Annotated in this window: 21 protein-coding genes and 1 other annotated feature; all 21 genes read left to right on the top strand. The window is 42.8% G+C overall.

Annotated elements, in window-relative coordinates:
- Nucleotides 1-43 precede the first annotated feature (43 nt).
- The 21 genes from brnQ (at nt 44) to JNG37_RS00120 (ending at nt 19,099) form a co-directional block, all read left to right on the top strand.
- A complete protein-coding gene (gene brnQ / locus JNG37_RS00220; RefSeq protein ID WP_158454766.1) occupies nt 44-1,369 on the top strand; it encodes a branched-chain amino acid transport system II carrier protein in 1,326 nt (441 codons plus the stop codon).
- Nucleotides 1,370-1,438: 69 nt separating this feature from the next.
- Nucleotides 1,439-1,527 (top strand) — a sequence feature (ribosomal protein L21 leader region).
- A 35-nt stretch (nt 1,528-1,562) separates the two neighbouring features.
- Entirely contained in the window at nt 1,563-1,877 is a 315-nt protein-coding gene (rplU, locus tag JNG37_RS00215; RefSeq protein ID WP_002941330.1) for a 50S ribosomal protein L21, read from the top strand.
- Nucleotides 1,878-1,922: 45 nt separating this feature from the next.
- The gene (gene rpmA / locus JNG37_RS00210) at nt 1,923-2,216 is read left to right on the top strand and encodes a 50S ribosomal protein L27 (protein ID WP_009909754.1); all 294 of its coding nucleotides are present in this window, start codon (nt 1,923-1,925) and stop codon (nt 2,214-2,216) included.
- Nucleotides 2,217-2,552: 336 nt separating this feature from the next.
- Nucleotides 2,553-3,008 carry a GNAT family N-acetyltransferase gene (locus JNG37_RS00205; RefSeq protein WP_158454768.1) on the top strand — a complete coding sequence of 152 codons (456 nt, stop codon included), beginning with the start codon at nt 2,553-2,555 and terminating at the stop codon, nt 3,006-3,008.
- Nucleotides 3,009-3,224: 216 nt separating this feature from the next.
- Nucleotides 3,225-4,805: a hypothetical protein gene (locus JNG37_RS00200; RefSeq protein WP_158454770.1), complete on the top strand. Its 1,581-nt coding sequence runs from the start codon at nt 3,225-3,227 to the stop codon at nt 4,803-4,805.
- Nucleotides 4,806-4,833: 28 nt separating this feature from the next.
- Nucleotides 4,834-5,745: a LysR family transcriptional regulator gene (locus tag JNG37_RS00195; protein ID WP_158454772.1), complete on the top strand. Its 912-nt coding sequence runs from the start codon at nt 4,834-4,836 to the stop codon at nt 5,743-5,745.
- Complete coding sequence (gene lspA, locus JNG37_RS00190; protein WP_238336202.1) at nt 5,720-6,205, top strand: signal peptidase II; 486 nt, start codon at nt 5,720-5,722, stop codon at nt 6,203-6,205. Before JNG37_RS00195 ends, lspA begins: the two co-directional genes overlap by 26 nt.
- Nucleotides 6,189-7,085 (top strand): RluA family pseudouridine synthase, encoded by an 897-nt coding sequence (locus tag JNG37_RS00185; protein WP_158454774.1) that lies wholly within the window; start codon nt 6,189-6,191, stop codon nt 7,083-7,085. The genes lspA and JNG37_RS00185 overlap by 17 nt, the downstream gene beginning before the upstream one ends.
- Nucleotides 7,086-7,160: 75 nt before the next feature.
- Nucleotides 7,161-7,499 carry a zinc ribbon domain-containing protein YjdM gene (locus tag JNG37_RS00180; RefSeq protein WP_012775074.1) on the top strand — a complete coding sequence of 113 codons (339 nt, stop codon included), beginning with the start codon at nt 7,161-7,163 and terminating at the stop codon, nt 7,497-7,499.
- Between the two features lie 48 nt (nt 7,500-7,547).
- Entirely contained in the window at nt 7,548-8,192 is a 645-nt protein-coding gene (locus JNG37_RS00175; protein WP_158454776.1) for a Pr6Pr family membrane protein, read from the top strand.
- Nucleotides 8,193-8,385: 193 nt separating this feature from the next.
- Nucleotides 8,386-8,907: a bifunctional pyr operon transcriptional regulator/uracil phosphoribosyltransferase PyrR gene (gene pyrR, locus JNG37_RS00170; protein WP_158454778.1), complete on the top strand. Its 522-nt coding sequence runs from the start codon at nt 8,386-8,388 to the stop codon at nt 8,905-8,907.
- Between the two features lie 28 nt (nt 8,908-8,935).
- Nucleotides 8,936-9,862: an aspartate carbamoyltransferase catalytic subunit gene (locus JNG37_RS00165; RefSeq protein ID WP_158454780.1), complete on the top strand. Its 927-nt coding sequence runs from the start codon at nt 8,936-8,938 to the stop codon at nt 9,860-9,862.
- A 48-nt stretch (nt 9,863-9,910) separates the two neighbouring features.
- Entirely contained in the window at nt 9,911-10,990 is a 1,080-nt protein-coding gene (locus JNG37_RS00160; protein WP_158454782.1) for a carbamoyl phosphate synthase small subunit, read from the top strand.
- 348 nt (nt 10,991-11,338) lie between these two features.
- Nucleotides 11,339-14,518, top strand: coding sequence for a carbamoyl-phosphate synthase large subunit (gene carB / locus JNG37_RS00155; RefSeq protein WP_158454784.1), 3,180 nt, complete (start codon nt 11,339-11,341; stop codon nt 14,516-14,518).
- Between the two features lie 10 nt (nt 14,519-14,528).
- Nucleotides 14,529-14,843 (top strand): DUF2628 domain-containing protein, encoded by a 315-nt coding sequence (locus JNG37_RS00150; RefSeq protein ID WP_158454786.1) that lies wholly within the window; start codon nt 14,529-14,531, stop codon nt 14,841-14,843.
- Between the two features lie 70 nt (nt 14,844-14,913).
- Entirely contained in the window at nt 14,914-15,675 is a 762-nt protein-coding gene (locus JNG37_RS00145; RefSeq protein ID WP_158454788.1) for a class I SAM-dependent methyltransferase, read from the top strand.
- On the top strand, nt 15,672-16,319 hold the full coding sequence (pcp, locus tag JNG37_RS00140; protein WP_158454790.1) for a pyroglutamyl-peptidase I: 648 nt from the start codon (nt 15,672-15,674) through the stop codon (nt 16,317-16,319). The genes JNG37_RS00145 and pcp overlap by 4 nt, the downstream gene beginning before the upstream one ends.
- Before the next feature lie 8 nt (nt 16,320-16,327).
- Complete coding sequence (locus JNG37_RS00135; RefSeq protein ID WP_158454792.1) at nt 16,328-16,621, top strand: DUF4298 domain-containing protein; 294 nt, start codon at nt 16,328-16,330, stop codon at nt 16,619-16,621.
- Between the two features lie 125 nt (nt 16,622-16,746).
- Nucleotides 16,747-17,019, top strand: coding sequence for a 30S ribosomal protein S16 (rpsP, locus tag JNG37_RS00130; protein ID WP_158454794.1), 273 nt, complete (start codon nt 16,747-16,749; stop codon nt 17,017-17,019).
- Between the two features lie 21 nt (nt 17,020-17,040).
- Nucleotides 17,041-17,280: a KH domain-containing protein gene (locus JNG37_RS00125; RefSeq protein ID WP_158454796.1), complete on the top strand. Its 240-nt coding sequence runs from the start codon at nt 17,041-17,043 to the stop codon at nt 17,278-17,280.
- 76 nt (nt 17,281-17,356) lie between these two features.
- Entirely contained in the window at nt 17,357-19,099 is a 1,743-nt protein-coding gene (locus JNG37_RS00120; protein ID WP_158455334.1) for an ABC transporter ATP-binding protein, read from the top strand.
- The last annotated feature ends 8 nt before the right edge of the window (nt 19,100-19,107 follow it).

Here is a 19,107-nt window from a genome sequence, read left to right as displayed (position 1 = left end):
TATGGTAAAATGAAGACTCGTAATAGTTATTATAGGAGGATTTATGAAAAAAGGAGCTCTAACAGGTTTACTCCTGTTTGGTATGTTTTTTGGTGCCGGAAACTTGATTTTTCCACCGGCTTTGGGGGTCTTATCGGGTGAAAATTTCTGGCCAGCTATTTTAGGGTTTGTCGTATCGGGTGTCGGAATTGCCGTCATTGCCTTGATTGTCGGTACCTTAAACCCAAAAGGTTATGTACATGAGATTTCTCGTAAGATTTCTCCAGCCTTTGCAACGGTCTATCTTGTTGCCTTGTATTTGGCGATTGGTCCTTTCTTTGCCATTCCGCGTACAGCAACAACGTCCTTTGAAATTGGTATTGCGCCATTGTTGGGCGATGCGAATCTGGGTCTCTGGTTGTTTGGCTTTACAGCTCTTTACTTTGTGGCAGCTTATCTGATTGCCCTCAATCCGTCTCAAATCTTAAACAGTATCGGACGTATTTTAACCCCTGTTTTTGCCATTTTGATTGTGATTTTGGTTGTGCTTGGTATTGCGAAATACGGATCAACCAGTCCACTACCAGCTTCTGAGGCTTATTCTGCGGGTCAGGCTTTTGGTACAGGATTTATTGAAGGATACAATACCCTTGATGCCCTTGCCTCTATTGCCTTTAGTGTTGTAGCAGTGAATACCTTAAAACAACTTGGTTTCTCCAGCAAGAAGGAGTATGTCTCAACCATCTGGTCTGTTGGTTTTGTTGTAGCCTTGGCTTTTTCAGCACTATATGTTGGTTTGGCTTTCCTTGGAAATCATTTCCCAGTGCCTGCTGATGTTTTGGCTTCGGATACCAATAAGGGTGTTTATATTCTTTCGCAAGCAACACAAGCTATCTTTGGTCCAAGCGCGCAGATTTTCTTGGCTGTTATGGTTATCGTGACTTGTTTCACGACGACGGCTGGTTTGATTGTTTCTTCAGGTGAATTTTTCGCCGAGCGTTTTCCACGTTTTAGCTACAAAGTGTATGCGACAATTTTTACTTTGATTGGTTTTGGGATTGCTAACCTCGGTTTGAACAATATCATCACTTTCTCAGTTCCAGTTCTTTTGGTTCTCTATCCGATTACCATCTGTATTGTCTTGATTACCATTGTGAACAAATTTGTACCGCTTTCGACCTACGGTATGCAATTAACTGTGGGAGTAGTGACAGCTTTGTCATTGGTAGAAGTTTTGGCTGGTCAATTTGGTTGGACAGCTGTTTCAAAAGTTATTTCAGCTTTGCCATTGGCGGGTCAATCATTAGCATGGTTATTGCCAGCCCTTATCGGAATCGTCCTTTCTCTGTTCTTACCAAACAAGCAGGAGAGCGAAGTTTTTGAAATGTAAGAAAAAATGATACAAAACACTTGCAAAAGCGAGTGTTTTTTGATATATTACAAGGGTTGACTATGCACATTTCCTGTGCAACCGCACGAATGCCGTTCTTTCGATGAGAGTAGAGTAAGTGGTTCGTCCCACGGTACTAGGCGAGTCTTCACATCAAATTCGGGCAAGGCCCAAAAATCATAGGAGGTGCATAATGAGCACATATGCAATCATTAAAACTGGCGGCAAACAAGTTAAAGTTGAAGTCGGTCAAGCTATCTACGTTGAAAAATTGAACGTTGAAGCAGGTCAAGAAGTTACTTTCGAAGAAGTAGTTCTTGTTGGTGGTGAGAAAACTGTTGTGGGTACTCCACTTGTAGCAGGCGCTACTGTTGTTGGTACTGTTGAAAAACAAGGTAAACAGAAAAAAGTTGTTACCTTCAAGTACAAACCTAAAAAAGGTAGCCACCGCAAACAAGGTCACCGTCAACCTTACACAAAAGTTGTTATCAACGCTATCAACGCTTAAGGCGTAGCTTGAAGCAATCATTACAGAAATTCGGAGGAATAACATATGTTAAACTTGAATCTTGCTAACTTGCAATTTATGGCCCACAAAAAAGGTGGAGGTTCAACGTCAAACGGTCGTGACTCACAAGCGAAACGCCTTGGTGCGAAAGCTGCTGACGGCCAAACTGTATCAGGTGGTTCAATTCTTTACCGCCAACGTGGTACAAAAATCTACCCAGGAGCTAACGTAGGTCGTGGTGGAGATGACACTCTTTACGCTAAAGTAGAAGGCGTTGTACGCTTCGAACGTAAAGGTCGCGATAAGAAACAAGTATCTGTTTACCCAATCGCAAAGTAAAAAGGTTCGGGGAACCTTTTTAGCAACTCTCTTTGAAATAAAAGAGAGAGTTGAGCTAGAAATAGCAAGGAATAGGCTTTCCGAGATTTCGGAAAGCCTGTTTTTTGTTATTGGAGCCATTTTTCATTTACAAAGGATTGGATGTGAAATGATCAGGTACTGGTAACTATAAAAGTTATCAGTTGAAAATGAACATGTGAATATAGGTTGACTGACAAGAGCAATAGATGGTAGTATAACCATACAATAGAATGAAAGTAATAGTAAGATATTTCAAAAAACAAGGAATCAAGAGTAAGGAAGTTAAGGCAATATAACCTCCGAAAGGAGAAAATAATGAAGATTATAGCAATAAGGGATTCAGTTGAAAAAGCTGAGATTATAAAAACGGTATTGGCAGATTTACCTGAGTGGTTTGGCTTACCTGAAAGCACTAAAGAATATATTCAAGATGGGAGTTTGCTGCCATTATGGGCGGCATTTGACAAAGATGAGCCAGTAGGATTCGTAACCTTAACGAGCACCTCTGACGATTGTGGGGAAGTTCACTGTATGGGTGTTAAAAAATCTCATCATCGAAATGGCCTGGGACAAGCGTTGATGCAAGCATTAGAAGGAGAGGCGAGAAAATCTTATGCCTATCTACAAGTAAAAACGGTTGACCAAGGGCATTATGAAACATACGATAAGACGATTGCTTTTTATCATTCTTGTGGATTTGCTAAGTTAGAAGTTTTTCCAAACTTATGGGATGAATGGAATCCCTGTCTCATCATGATTAAAAAGTTATAGTCACTTACCACTAGCAATTTTGCTGGTGTTTTTTTATCTCAAGTGGTTATCTTTCGAAATGTATAGGGCCGACAGTTTTAAGAATGGAAACCAAACCCTATGTCTCTAGCTTATAATTCTATAACTTTTTCTTATAGTAAACAGTAAAATGAGACTTGCAATCTATATATATGTTTTTTATGATAGAGTTAAGCATAAAAGAACAAGGAGGTTTGCATGTTTCCCTTTAGTTGCCACACCTATATTTTGCCCTTTACTGTTGCTAATATGGAGGACAAAGCCTTAGATCAAATTATTCAAAATATATCCTACACAGATTGGAAAGAACTATCTTCAAATGCAAGTGATTTACCCTTTTGTCAATCGGTTCATCACTTTCAAGCACCGAAAATAATTGATGGGGCCATTGCCTATGCCTATGAACGGTATTTTAATCAGGAGGTGCGCAGGATTGCCTATTTGGACAAGCAATTCGTCAGAAACTACAGTTTAAAAATTGGAAAAGGGGAAAAAATCTATCGTATTTCGGTTGAACAAGATGAACTAAGCTACTATGATTTACAGGTGGACTATGTTATGGTTCGTATGATGGCAACAATCAATGCAGGCTTTCTTATTATTTCTTGTTCTAACTGGCAGTATTCGGATTTACAAGATATTAAACGGATTAATCAGTTTGGTAGACGAATATTTAGTCCATATTTTGTGCAGTTGCAGTCTGAGTCGGATGTTCCAAATAATTTAGAATTTCTTTCTAAAGAAGCTTCGCAAAAGTTGCCTCACAGGAAAGCATACAGTAGGTCCTACCATGTGATGGATGCGATAACCGACCTATTAGGATCATTTTTTAGAATGAAAGAAGAGAGGATTTTTCCTGAAAAGGTTGACGATATGGAAGGGGGCTATCCTTACATTGATACAATTATCGATGACCGTATGTTTGTACATTCGTATATCTGCCATCCGTCCTTAAAGCGAGCGATTCGAAGAACAGCAAATATGAAGTGGTTAAGAGATGCTGATTTAAAACAGTTATACTCACTTGCTTATGTGGATCAAAGTGAAGCCAGCTGCCAAAATAGAACCTTATTACAGAAATTACTGAACAAATCAATGTATCCTTGCTGGTCAGATACAGGCGGTTTATATTTGGCTAGCCAACACTCTTTTCTCTTTTTGTGGTCTGGAGATCCAATCTTTTATTTGTTGGATTACTTTCAGGCTCACTATCTTGAAATTTCCTTGATAGTCTTGAGTCAGCGATTGGGAATTCTGTATTTTTCCCGTCTAGCAGGGGAATGCGAGAGAATGGACCGTGAGAAGTTAGTTTGTCTTCAAAAGAATTATGTTTCTTTCAAGAGTCAGTATATGCTACCAGAAATTAGTGCGCAAGAACAAGCGGTGGAGTTGTACCATATGCTGCAGATAAATCTCTATGTCCCTGAATATAGCGAAGTCTTGGATAATCAATTAAATGCTATTCACGAAACAACTCAGTCCATTATTACCCAGGAACAATTCTTGGAAGAAGAGAATATGAACTACCTCTTGTTAGTCTTCACAGTCTTATCGGTGGTTGATTTTGTTGGCGATAAATTTGGTGGAGATAAAGGGGGAGGAAATTCGTTTACATTTATTGACTATGTCATTTATTCCTTTATTACGCTTACTTTTATCATTTTGACAATTGCATTTATGAAAGATCATGCCTTTATTGATAAAATCCATAAGTTAAAAAAGGTCATGAGAAGAATTCGTAAACGGATTAGTCAAATTTTTGGTATAATAGAAAGATAGTAAAATGGAATGAAGAAAGGACGAGTCGATGAATATTCAACAATTGCGCTATGTGGTGGCGATTGCCAACAGCGGGACTTTTCGTGAGGCGGCTGAAAAGCTTTATGTCTCCCAACCGAGTTTGTCCATTTCTATTCGGGATTTAGAGAAGGAACTTGGGTTTCAGATTTTTAGTCGGACTAGTGCTGGTACAGTTTTAACCAAGCGAGGGATGGAGTTTTATGAGCAGGCTCAGAACTTGGTCAAGGGATTTGATAAGTTTGAAAATTATTACTTGCAGGTTGAAGAAAAAGAGAAGAGCTTTTCCATTTCCAGTCAGCACTATGATTTTCTTCCTCCTTTGATGACAGAATTTTCAAAAACACATCCGCAATACCCTCATTTTCGGATTTTTGAATCAACCACTGTTCAGATTTTGGATGAAGTGGCTCAGGGGTATAGTGAACTGGGGATTATCTACCTCAACACTCGCAATACCAAAGGTATTATGCAAAAATTGGAAAAGTTGCAGCTGGAAGTTTTTGATTTGATTGATTTTCAGACCCATGTCTATCTAAGAGAAGGGCATCCCTTAGCCCAAAAAGAAGTAGTCCAATTGGAAGACTTAAAGGGCTTGCCGACGGTTCGGTTTACTCAGGAAAAAGAAGCCTATCTCTACTATTCAGAAAATTTTATTGACACTTCGGATTCACCTGTTGTATTTGATGTGACAGATCGTGCTACCTTAAACGGAATCTTGGAACGGACAGATGCCTATGCAACTGGTTCAGGATTTTTGGATAGTGAGAGTGTGAATGGTATCGTTGTTGTTCCTTTGGAACACGGAGTGGATAACCGAATGGTTTATGTGAAGAGAGAAAACCATGATCTTAGTCAGTGTGCTAAGGATTTCTTGGTGTTGATGGAGGATTATTTTGCAAAACAAAAACATACTAGCTAGAGTGCTAGGGATTCTCGTGTTGGTTGCAGGTTTGATTGGCTTTGATCAGTGGATTAAGGCTTGGACAGTAACCACTATTGAGCTCGATACGGTTGTGGATTTTATTCCTGGGTTTATGAGCTTGGCTTACTTGCGCAACTATGGTGCGGCCTGGTCAATCCTGCAAAACCAGCAATGGTTTTTTACGATTGTAACGCTAGTTGTAATGGCAGGATTGGCTTGGTATTTGGCGAAATCAATCCGTGGCAGTTTGTTTACCTTGTTTAGTCTATCCTTGATTATAGCAGGTGGTTTGGGAAACTTTATTGATCGCTTGCGCTTGGGTTATGTAGTGGATATGTTCCACCTAGATTTTATCAATTTTCCCGTGTTCAACCTGGCAGATGTTTGCCTGACTGTTGGGGTGGGCTTGCTGTTAATTTGTATCATGAAAGAAGAGAATAATGGAAGTAAGAGTTGAGATTGGCGGTGTTCGTTTGGACAAGGCCTTGGCGGATTTGACAGATTTGTCTCGTTCAGTTGCCAATGAACAAATTAAGGCTGGTCTGGTTTTGGTCAATGGCCAAGCCAAGAAAGCTAAGTATTGTGTGCAGGTTGGAGATGTGATTTCCTATCAGGTGCCAGAAGTGGAAGAAATCGACTATGTAGCTGAAGATATCCCTTTAGAAATTGTCTATCAAGATACGGATGTTGCTGTGGTTAATAAACCTCAAGGTATGGTGGTTCACCCATCTGCAGGCCACACATCAGGAACCTTGGTCAATGCCCTCTTATACCATGTGAAAGACTTGTCAGGCATCAATGGTGTTTTGCGACCAGGCATTGTCCATCGGATTGACAAGGATACTTCTGGCTTGCTCATGATTGCCAAAAATGATGAAGCACATACAAAACTTGCAGCTGAATTAAAAGAGAAAAAATCCCTCCGTAAGTATCTGGCCATTGTACACGGTAATCTACCAAATGATCGTGGAATGATTGAGGCGCCGATTGGTCGTTCGGAAAAAGACCGTAAGAAGCAGGCGGTAACTGCTAAAGGGAAAGAAGCGGTCACTCGTTTCCAAGTCTTGGAGCGGTTTGGAGATTACAGCTTGGTTGAATTGACCTTGGAAACTGGTCGAACACACCAGATTCGTGTTCACATGGCCTATATTGGACATCCAGTTGCAGGTGATGAAGCTTATGGCCCAAGGAAAACACTTAAAGGTCATGGCCAATTTCTCCATGCACAGACACTTGGATTCACTCACCCAAGAACGGGAGAGTTAGTCGAGTTTACGGCAGAAGCGCCAGCTATTTTTAAGGAAACACTTGAAAAACTACGTAAGACAAATGATTGATGAAAACCTGTTCATCTTGCCCATTTGCCAAAAATCTGCTAGACTAGTAAAGAAAAATAGAAGGAGATTGTGAAAATGGAAACTTTGCCAAATTGCCCAAAGTGTAATTCTGAATATGTTTATGAAGACGGTGCCCTCTTGGTTTGCCCTGAGTGTGCTTATGAGTGGAACCCGGCAGATGTAGCTGAGGAAGAAAGTGGACCTGTTGCAATTGATGCCAATGGTAATCGTTTGGCGGATGGTGACACGGTAACTCTGATTAAGGACTTGAAAGTCAAGGGCGCACCAAAGGATCTTAAGCAAGGTACGCGTGTTAAAGGTATTCGTATCGTCGAAGGTGATCACAATATCGACTGTAAAATCGATGGTTTTGGTGCCATGAAGTTGAAGTCAGAATTCGTTAAGAAAATCTAATAAAAAGGACTGGTCAATCCAGTCTTTTGTCGTTTTTGAAAGGATAGTATGAAGAATCAAAGTTTTTTATTTTATAGCAGGTGTTTACTGGCTGTTTTAGCGATTACGGGAACTGCTCTAGAAATCATTAAATATGGTATTGGCATGCTCATGTACTACACGGTGCAATCCAACTTGCTGGTTTCTGTGTTTGCGGTCTATATGGTTTATGCCATGACCAAGGGATCGGACTTGCAGACTAGCAAGTTTCTACGGATTAAGGCAGCGGTGACTATGTCCATTTTGATTACCTGTGTGGTCTATCATTTTATGTTGGCACCTTTGGCAGATGATTTTTGGCGACTGGAAAATTTGCTCTGCCATTACATCGTTCCTCTCTATTTCTTGTTGGACACATTGCTGGTGGACCGTCAGCGGCAGTACAAGTGGTTTGATCCGATTTGGTGGACCGCTCTGCCCTTGTTTTATATGGTTTTTGGTTTGATCAATGGCTTTTTTATCAAGATTCCCATCCCAGATGCCAAGGACAGTCCCTTTGCTTATTTCTTCCTAAACGTGCCAAAGTATGGTTGGACTTATGTTTTGACCTATGCAGGTACAATCTTTGTTGCTTATCTTCTAGTAGGATTTTTCTTGTTTTTTGTCAAAAGCTGGCGCGCCAAACGAGTAGGGGCTAACCAGCCAATTGCCTAAAGACGAACGATTTTCAGAAAAAATGGAAAATCTTGTCTTCTGGCACAATTTATGCTATACTTTGCTTAATCAATCCTTTAATATCTGTCCCGTGAGGCAGTCAAGGAGAATCAAGTAAAGAAGGTGGCTAGTTCTACCTGTATTTTCTGAAGTCTCCGAAAAGGAGACTTTTTTTCATGAAAAGGAGTAAGGAATGAAAACAAAAGTGATTGTCGATGACATGACCATGAAACGGGCAATTACCCGAATAACCTACGAGATCATCGAGCGCAACAAGAATTTGGACACTATCGTACTAGCTGGGATCAAAACCAGAGGTGTCTACATTGCTCGTCGGATTCAAGAACGATTGAAGCAGTTGGAAGGAATCGATGTTCCCCTGGCTGAACTGGATACCAAACCATTCCGAGATGATGTGAAGGTGGAGGAAGATACAACGCTTATTACAACGGATGTTAATGACCGAGATATTATCTTGGTTGATGACGTGCTATATACTGGCCGCACAATCCGTGCTGCGATTGACAACGTGGTTTCTCTTGGTCGTCCTGCCCGTGTCAGCTTGGCTGTACTCGTTGACCGTGGTCACCGTGAATTACCTATTCGCGCAGATTATGTTGGGAAAAATATTCCAACCAGCCGTTCGGAGGAAATTATTGTACAAATGGCTGAAATTGATGAGCAAGATGCGGTCTTGCTAGTTGAAAACGCCTAGTCTTGGCTAGAAAGTTTGGGGATTCCTGATGACGGTTGACAATGGACAGGTGAAATTGCCACATGTGGTGTCAATGGAAGTGTTGACAACTGAAGAGGTGATGGGACTTATTCAGAGAGGCCTAGCTTTTAAGAGTGGGCAGGCTCAGCCAAATGCTGTTTCACATCTTGTAGCAGCCAATCTCTTTTTCGAAGACTCCACGCGCACGCACAAGTCGTTTGAAATGGCAGAAATTAAGCTAGGAATGGAACGGATTGATTTTAACGCCAGCACAAGTTCGGTAAATAAGGGTGAGACTTTATATGACACAATTTTAACTATGTCAGCTCTGGGCGTGGATGTTTGTGTTATTCGCCATCCAGCAGTTGATTATTATCGAGAGTTGATCGATAGTCCGACCATTAAACCTGCGATTGTAAATGGTGGAGATGGTTCTGGCCAGCATCCCAGTCAATCCTTGCTGGATTTGATGACAATCTATGAAGAATTTGGCTCCTTTACAGGTTTGAAGGTTTTGATTGCTGGCGACTTACGTCATTCGAGAGTAGCTCGTTCCAACATGGATATCCTACACCGCCTAGGCGCTCAGCTATTCTTCTCGGGGCCAAAGGAATGGTATGATCCTGCATTTGATGTGTATGGGAGGTTTGTGGACTTAGACCAGGTGATTGAGGAGCTGGATGTTCTCATGCTCTTGCGTGTCCAACATGAACGCCATGATGGAGCAACAAGTTTTTCAAAAGAAGCCTATCATCAGACCTTTGGATTGACAGAAAACCGCTATAAGCTACTGAAACCAGAGGCTATCATTATGCATCCTGCTCCTGTCAACCGTGGGGTTGAGATTGCAGACCAGCTTGTGGAAGCTGAAAAATCTCGGATTACAGCTCAGATGGAAAACGGGGTGTATGTCCGAATGGCCATTTTAGAAGCAGTTCTAGCCGATCGGGCATAGGATTGAAACGTTAAGAGACTCCAGAGAGGGTCCACGAAAGAGGAAACAATGGGAAAAAGACTTTTAATTTTGGAAGATGGGACAATCTTTGAAGGGCAAGCCTTCGGAGCTAACATTAGCGTGACTGGTGAAATTGTCTTTAACACTGGGATGACGGGTTACCAAGAATCTATTACAGATCAGTCCTATAATGGGCAAATTTTGACCTTTACCTATCCCTTGGTTGGAAATTATGGGATAAACCGTGATGATTATGAATCAATTCGTCCGACTTGTAAGGGTGTAGTCGTGAGCGAGTGGGCAAGACGGGCAAGCAACTGGCGCAATCAGCTCACTTTGGATGAATTTTTAAAAGCCAAAAAAATCCCTGGTATTTCAGGAATTGATACGCGGGCTCTGACAAAGATTATTCGAAAACATGGGACCATGAAAGCGACGATGGCGGATGTTGGGGATTCTGTCGAACACTTATCAGATCAGCTACGTGCGACAGTCTTGCCGACCAATAACATTGCACAGGTTTCTACGAAAACAGCCTATCCAGCTCCAGGAACGGGTAAGAATATTGTCTTGGTGGATTTTGGATTGAAGCATTCAATTTTGCGCGAGTTGGCAAAGCGCAACTGTAATGTAACAGTTGTCCCTTACGACACCAGTGCCCAAGAAATCCTAGACCTAGCGCCAGATGGAGTGATGCTGTCCAATGGCCCAGGAGATCCAGATGATGTCGCAGATGTTTTGGAAATGATTCGGACTGTACAAGGTCAGATTCCAATCTTTGGAATTTGTATGGGACATCAGTTGTTTGCCAAGGCCAATGGCGCCAAGACCTACAAGATGAAATTTGGTCACCGTGGTTTTAACCATGCTGTCAGAGAAATTGCAACTGGTCGAGTAGATTTTACCAGTCAAAACCATGGATTTGCAGTATCGAGAGAAGACTTGCCGGAATGCCTTATGATAACCCATGAGGAAATCAATGACAAATCCGTTGAAGGAGTACGTCACCGCCATCATCCTGCCTTCTCGGTCCAATTCCACCCAGATGCAGCGCCTGGTCCACACGACGCAAGTTATCTTTTCGATGAATTTATGGACTTGATTGATGCCTTTCAATCGCAGAGATGATTCTGCTAAAATTGGAAGGATTAGAGTGAGGGATGGGAAGACAAAATCGGCTAATCTGTTAGAGTATTTTGTCCTTCTAGCCAAAGTTCTAGTGACCTTTGCTAACTCTGACACTAGCAGTAAGGTTTATCTAATATCGAGCTAAACCTTACTGCGTCGGACTATTATTTAATTCTATCCGGAGAGATAGAAAATAGAAAGGAGAAGGGGTGTTCTGTTGCTCGGATTTTGTAATTGAATCCGGGCTACGGACTGGGTCAAAAAGATAGTTTTTCCTCGAACGCAAGCGTTCTTGGTCAAACTCCTATTTTGACTGTGTCCGCTTAACGCCCTTAATATCTTAAAATTATGCCAAAACGTACGGATATTAAGAAAATTATGGTGATTGGGTCTGGTCCGATTATTATCGGTCAGGCTGCGGAGTTTGATTATGCTGGGACTCAGGCTTGTTTGGCTTTGAAGGAAGAAGGCTATAGTGTTGTCTTGGTCAATTCAAACCCTGCGACCATCATGACAGACAAGGAAATTGCAGACAAGGTTTATATTGAGCCGATTACGCTTGAATTTGTCACACGGATTTTACGGAAGGAGCGTCCAGACGCTCTCTTGCCAACACTTGGTGGTCAGACTGGTCTCAATATGGCCATGGAATTGTCTAAGGCTGGAATTTTAGATGAGCTTGGGGTTGAGCTGTTGGGAACTAAACTATCTGCAATCGATCAGGCAGAGGATCGCGACCTCTTCAAACAACTCATGGAAGACCTCAATCAGCCTATTCCTGAGTCAAAGATTGTGACGACAGTTGAAGAGGCTTTGGAATTTGCTGCTGAAATTGGCTATCCTGTCATTGTTCGACCAGCCTTCACGCTGGGTGGTACTGGTGGTGGTATGTGTGCCAATGAAGAAGAATTGCGTGAAATTGCAGAAAATGGTCTGAAATTGTCACCGGTGACCCAGTGTTTGATTGAACGTTCCATTGCCGGTTTCAAAGAAATTGAATACGAAGTGATGCGGGATGCGGCTGACAATGCCTTGGTCGTATGTAACATGGAAAACTTTGACCCTGTGGGAATTCATACAGGAGATTCTATCGTATTTGCCCCAACGCAGACGCTCTCTGATATTGAAAACCAGATGCTGCGTGATGCCAGTCTCAGCATCATCCGTGCCTTGAAAATCGAAGGCGGGTGCAATGTGCAGTTGGCACTGGATCCACATAGTTTCAAATACTATGTCATTGAAGTAAACCCACGTGTGTCCCGTTCGTCTGCCTTGGCATCCAAAGCGACAGGTTATCCTATTGCCAAATTGGCGGCAAAAATTGCGGTTGGCTTGACCTTGGATGAAATGGTGAACCCTGTCACAGGGACAACCTATGCCATGTTTGAGCCTGCTCTTGACTACGTTGTGGCAAAAATTCCACGTTTCCCATTTGATAAGTTTGAAAAAGGGGAGCGCCGCCTTGGAACGCAGATGAAGGCAACTGGTGAGGTCATGGCTATTGGTCGTAATATCGAAGAAAGTCTGCTCAAGGCCTGCCGTTCTTTGGAAATCGGTGTCTACCACAATGAAATGTCTGAACTCAGCCAAGTGACAGATGACCAATTGGTTGAAAAGATTGTTAAGGCACAGGATGATCGTTTATTCTATCTTTCAGAAGCCCTTCGACGTGGCTATACAGTAGAAGAACTGGCTCAGTTGACGAAGATTGAACTTTTCTTCCTTGATAAACTGCTCCATATCTTAGAAATTGAACAGGAATTGGCAATCAATCACGATAATATCGACTTATTGAAAAAAGCCAAGAAATACGGTTTTGCAGACCGCAAGATTGCGGAACTCTGGGGACGGACAGAATCCTACATTCGTCAACTGCGGACAGAGCACAAAATTGTCCCTGTTTACAAGATGGTGGACACTTGTGCAGCCGAATTTGAAAGTGCTACACCTTATTTCTATTCAACTTATGAGTGGGAAAATGAGTCCATCCGCTCGGAAAAAGAATCTGTTTTGGTGCTGGGTTCTGGTCCAATCCGTATCGGACAGGGGGTGGAGTTTGACTATGCGACAGTGCATTCTGTCAAGGCCATTCAGGCAGCTGGCTACGAAGCTATCATAATGAACTCAAACCCTGAAACAGTGTCAACTGACTTTTCGGTTTCGGACAAGCTTTACTTCGAGCCATTGACCTTGGAAGATGTTTTGAATGTGATTGACCTTGAGAAACCCAAAGGGGTTATCGTTCAGTTCGGTGGCCAGACAGCCATCAATTTGGCAGAGCCATTGGCCAAAGCAGGTATTCCAATATTGGGTACGCAAGTAGCGGATTTGGATAGAGCTGAAGACAGGGATTTATTTGAAAAAGCCCTGAAAGACCTTGGGATTCCACAGCCACCAGGCCAAACCGCAACCAACGAAGAGGAAGCACTAGAAGCGGCCCGCAAAATTGGTTTCCCGGTACTTGTTCGTCCCTCTTATGTTTTGGGCGGTCGTGCTATGGAAATTGTCGAAAATGAAGAGGACCTACGTTCTTATATGAGAACGGCGGTCAAGGCTTCGCCAGAGCACCCAGTTTTGGTGGATTCTTACATCGTCGGTCGTGAGTGTGAAGTGGATGCTATTTCAGATGGTAAGGATGTCTTGATTCCGGGTATTATGGAGCATATCGAGCGAGCTGGGGTTCACTCAGGTGACTCGATGGCAGTTTATCCGCCACAAACCTTATCTAAAGAGGTGCAGGCGACCATTGCAGACTACACCAAACGCTTGGCAATCGGTCTCAACTGTATCGGTATGATGAATATCCAGTTTGTTATCAAAGATGAGACGGTTTATGTGATCGAAGTTAATCCTCGTGCTAGTCGTACGGTGCCATTCTTATCCAAAGTCACAGACATTCCAATGGCTCAGGTTGCAACCAAATTGATTTTGGGACAAAGCCTTTCGGAACTGGGTTACCAAGACGGTCTTTATCCTGAGAGCAACCAAGTGCACGTTAAAGCACCAGTATTTTCATTTACAAAATTGGCTAAAGTTGACAGTTTGTTAGGACCAGAGATGAAGTCAACCGGTGAGGTAATGGGGTCAGATATGACCTTGGAGAAGGCTCTCTATAAGGCCTTTGAAGCAAGTTACCTGCATTTGGAAGATTTTGGCACTATCGTCTTTACAGTTGCGGATGAGGACAAGGAGGAGGCCTTCCGTCTAGCGGAAAGATACCGTGAAATTGGCTTTATTATTGCGGCTACAAGCGGTACGGCAACTGCCTTCCAAGCTAAGGGCTTAGACTGTCTGCCTGTTGGGAAAATCAGTGGAGACCAAAGAGAGTCGATTCCTCAGCTGGTCCGTAAAGGCAAGGTGCAAGCCATTGTCAATACAGTAGGCAAAAAGCGTGTGGCAGACGAGGATGGAGAGGTTATTCGTGCATCTGCTATCGAAGCAGGGATTCCGCTTTTTACAGCCTTAGATACAGCAGCGGCCATGTTGGCTGTACTAGAAAGTCGTAGTTTTTCGACGCGAGCAATTTAGGAGATAAAAAATGAAGGTTCATTTAGTGGATGAGTTTGGGAATGTAAAGGAAGTGAAGGCTGGTTTTTCATGGACAACCTTTTTCTTCAAGTTTTTTGTACCGCTGATTCGAGGTGATTTAAAATGGTTTGCGATTATTTTGGTAGCATTCTTTTTTGCCTTGTTAATTGATCGTCGCTTTGATATTCCTTTTATCAATACTGGCTTTGGGATTTTGTGGGGCTATCTCTACAATCGAATCTATATCAAGGAAGCCTTGGCAAAAGGATGGCGTCCGGTTAGTGAAGCTGATCAGGAAGCCATTCGCCAATTTCTACAATCCTAAGTCTTAATTCACAAAGAGATTTAAGTGTGACTTCGTAAGAAGTCACGCTTTTTCTGTTATAATATTTAATATGAAAGTAATCGTAACAACAAGTTTGGGAATGGATGGGCACTTGGTTCAGAAGGCCAAACGGCTAGCTGAAGATTTAGGGATTGTTTACTGTGAGCGGCGGAAGCAAGCCGTGAAGGTCTTACTCAAGCAGGCTGATGCGGTTTTGGTGGTTTATAAGGATCGATTGGTTTTTGAGCAAAAAGAAGGGGGAAAACTCTTTTTCCACCCAGATACTGCCATGTTGCGGATGAAAGCTGAGCGTGATCCATTTTTGGAAATGGTCGGAAGTCAGCCGAAGAAGGTTTTGGATGCAACCTTAGGATTGGGAACAGATAGTTTGGTTCTTGCCAGCGCTGGACATCAAGTTGTTGGATTAGAAAGCTCTTTTTGGACTCATTTTTTGGTGCAGGAGGGTTTAAAAAACTACCAAACAGGTCATGCTGCAGTTGATCAAGCCATGCGATCGATTGAGACCATCTGTACAGATAGTCTGAGTTTTCTACAAAACGCAGCAGCAAAGAGTGTTGATATCATCTATTTTGACCCCATGTTCTCGGAGGAAATCAAGGAATCGCACAATTTGTCTGGATTGGAGAAACTAGCGAATCCGAGTCCACTTTCTCACCAATTAGTTAATGAAGCCAAGCGAGTGGCGCGTGAGAAGATTATTTTAAAGGCGCATTTCAGAGATAGAGCTTTTGAGGACTTTGGGTTCATTCGTCATGTACGCCCTAATCAAAAATTTCACTTTGGAGAAATCATCTTGGAGAAAGAAAAATGAAAATACTTGTAACAGCCTTTGATCCTTTTGGCGGAGAGTCCATCAATCCAGCACAAGAAGCTGTCCGTTTATTACCGAAAAATATCTCGGGTGCAGACATAGAAACCCTGTTTGTTTCGACTGTTTTTCACTTGTCTGCCCAACAATTGGAAGAGAAGTGGGGAAGTAGCCAACCGGATGTCGTCTTGTGTATCGGCCAAGCAGGAGGGCGGTCTGATCTGACTCCGGAGCGCGTTGCTATCAATTTAGACGATGCACGAATTCCAGATAATCAGGGGCAGGCTCCGATTGATGCAAGTATTCGTCCAGATGGTCCAGCAGCCTATTTTTCAACCTTACCCATAAAAGCAATGGTTCAGGCTATTCGTCAGGTTGGACTACCTGCTTCGGTGTCAAATTCGGCAGGGACTTTTGTCTGCAATCATCTCATGTATCAGGCCCTTTATCTGGCTGAGAATCGGTTTCCAAATAGTAAGGCGGGCTTTCTTCATATTCCTTTCTTGCCGCAACAGGTAGTTGATAAGCCAGGTCTTCCATCGATGAGTCTGGCGGATATTGTCCGTGGCTTAGAAGCAGCCATAGAAGCACTTGTTCAGGTTGGAGATGGCCAGGATATCCTTATGCAAGATGGAAAGACGCATTGAGGTGTGAGATGAGAGAAAAACGAATTCAAGAGATGGAGACTGCCTTTCAGCAACAAGAAGCTCTAATGCGACAAGTGGAATCCTTGCTGGATCAACTAGAAACTAGTCAGCTCATTTTTCAAGAATTATTAGCTTATTATCAGTCGCCACAATTTCTATCTGATATGGAATGGGCAGATCGTCAGGAAAGCCTGCCATTTCCTTGTGGAATATTGAGTCAAGATGGGTTTTACAATTTTTTACTGGAGCGTCAGGAAGTTGGGAAAAGTCTTGCAGAAATCGGCAAGGAATGGAGTCGTTAAAAAAATAAAAGGATGTCAAGTTTTTTTCTTGACAGACTCAAAATGTGTGTTATAATAGAACATGTGCTAAATAGCTCAGCTATTTCACCGAACAATAAAAATTAAAAGAAAAGAGATAATAAAAAATGGCAGTAAAAATCCGTTTGACTCGTATGGGTTCTAAAAAGAAACCTTTCTACCGTATTAACGTTGCAGATTCACGCGCACCACGCGATGGTCGTTTCATCGAAACAGTTGGTACTTACAACCCACTTTTGGCTGAAAACTCAGTAACTCTTAAAGAAGAGCGTGTTCTTGAGTGGTTGGCAAAAGGTGCACAACCATCTGACACAGTTCGTGCCCTTCTTTCAAAAGCTGGCGTATTGGCTAAATTCCACGATCAAAAATTCTCTAAATAAGAATAGTAAGCGAGAACACTTATGGACATGATTGAAAATCTGATTATCTCAATTGTGAAACCCTTGATTTCACAGCCTGAAAGTCTGACGATTAAAATTGAAGACACACCTGAATTTTTGGAATATCATTTAGACTTGGATCAGTCTGATATTGGCCGTGTGATTGGTAAGAAAGGTCGCACAATTTCGGCAATCAGAACAATCGTTTATTCTGTTCCAACAAGTGATAAAAAAGTTCGTCTCGTTATTGATGAGAAATAAGTAATTCCACCCTTGGGTGGTTTTTACTTTTGCTTGGGGGCTAGATAAGCCCCCTCTTCTTTTGAAGGGAGAAATGATGCAGTTAATTTGGTCCTATTTGAAAAAGTATCCCAAGTGGTTAGTTTTAGATTTATTGGGAGCTCTTTTGTTTGTAGTTGTCAACTTGGGACTACCGACTTTCTTGGCTCGTATGATTGATCAGGGAATCACTCAACAAAATCAAGAAGAGCTTTATTACTGGGCCTTGATGATGCTTTTGATAGTCGTCTTGGGAATATTTGGTCGGGTTGTTTTGGCCTATGCAGCGGGGCAGCTGACCACCAACATTGTCAAGGATATTCGGAATGACCTCTATGAGAAGATTCAGGATTATTCGCACCACGAGTATGAGCAGATTGGGGTTTCATCTTTGGTGACGCGGATGACCAACGATGCCTTTGTTCTAATGCAGTTTGCAGAGCAGGTTTTGAAGTTGGGGATTATTACGCCCTTGATGATGATCGCCTCTGTCATCATGACCCTGTTGACCAGTCCTGGTTTGGCTTGGACGGTGGCAGTAGCGATGCCTTTCTTGGTCTGGGTTATTGTCTATGTAGCTATCAAGACCCGTCCCTTGTCTGAACAGCAGCAAAAACGCTTGGATACCATTAACCAGTATGTGCGTGAAAATCTTATGGGCTTGCGGGTTATTCGTGCCTTTGCTCGTGAGGATTTTCAGGAGGAGCGGTTTGAGGAGGTCAATCAGGACTACACCCAGACTTCCAAACGTTTGTTTAACCTGACAGGTTTGACCGAGCCGCTGTTCGTACAGATTATCATTGCTATGATTGTGGCCATTGTCTGGTTTGCCCTTCCTCCTTTGGCGGAGGGAAGTTTGCAGATTGGGGACTTGGTGGCCTTTATCGAGTATAGTTTCCATGCCCTCTTTTCATTCTTGCTCTTTGCCAATCTCTTCACCATGTATCCTCGTATGGCGGTTTCGAGCCAGCGGATTCAGGAAGTCTTGGATATGCCTATCTCTATTTCAAAAAATGAAGACGGGATTAGCGAAACAGAAACGCGTGGCTACTTGGAGTTTGACAATGTGACCTTTGCCTATCCTGGTGAAACCGAGTCGCCTGTTTTGCACAATATTTCCTTCAAGGCTAAGCCGGGTGAAACCATTGCCTTTATCGGATCAACGGGTTCAGGTAAGTCTTCCTTGGTCAATCTGATTCCGCGTTTCTACGATGTGACGTTGGGTCGAATCTTGGTGGACGGTGTGGATGTCAGACGTTACAATCTAAAGGCACTTCGCAGCAAGATAGGCTTTATTCCGCAGAAAGCTCTGCTATTTACCGGAACAATCGCGGAAAACCTCAAGTACGGGAAGCTAGACGCGAGTTTGGCGGAGTTGCATGAGGCGGCGGATGTGGCCCAGGCCAAAGACTTTATCGAGAGCAAGGAGGAGCAGTTCGACACCCACTTGGCAGAGGGCGGTAGCAACCTATCGGGCGGGCAGAAGCAGCGTTTGTCCATTGCCCGTGCGATTGTCAAGCAGCCGGATATCTATATCTTTGATGATTCCTTCTCGGCCCTGGACTATAAGACAGATGCGATTCTGCGGGCTCGCTTGAAGGAAGTGACAGAGAATGCGACGGTGCTGATTGTGGCTCAGCGGGTCGGGACCATTATGGATGCCGACCAGATTATCGTGCTCAATGAGGGGGAGATTGTCGGTCGTGGTACCCATAGCGAGCTCATGGAAAGCAATGACATTTACCGTGAGATTGCTAATTCGCAGCTCAATCGCCAGTCCCTGACTGAAACAGAAGAATAGGAGGAAGT

The organism is Streptococcus suis, from assembly GCF_016775005.1.
GTDB lineage: Bacteria > Bacillota > Bacilli > Lactobacillales > Streptococcaceae > Streptococcus > Streptococcus suivaginalis.
This window is presented reverse-complemented; position numbering and strand designations above follow the sequence as displayed.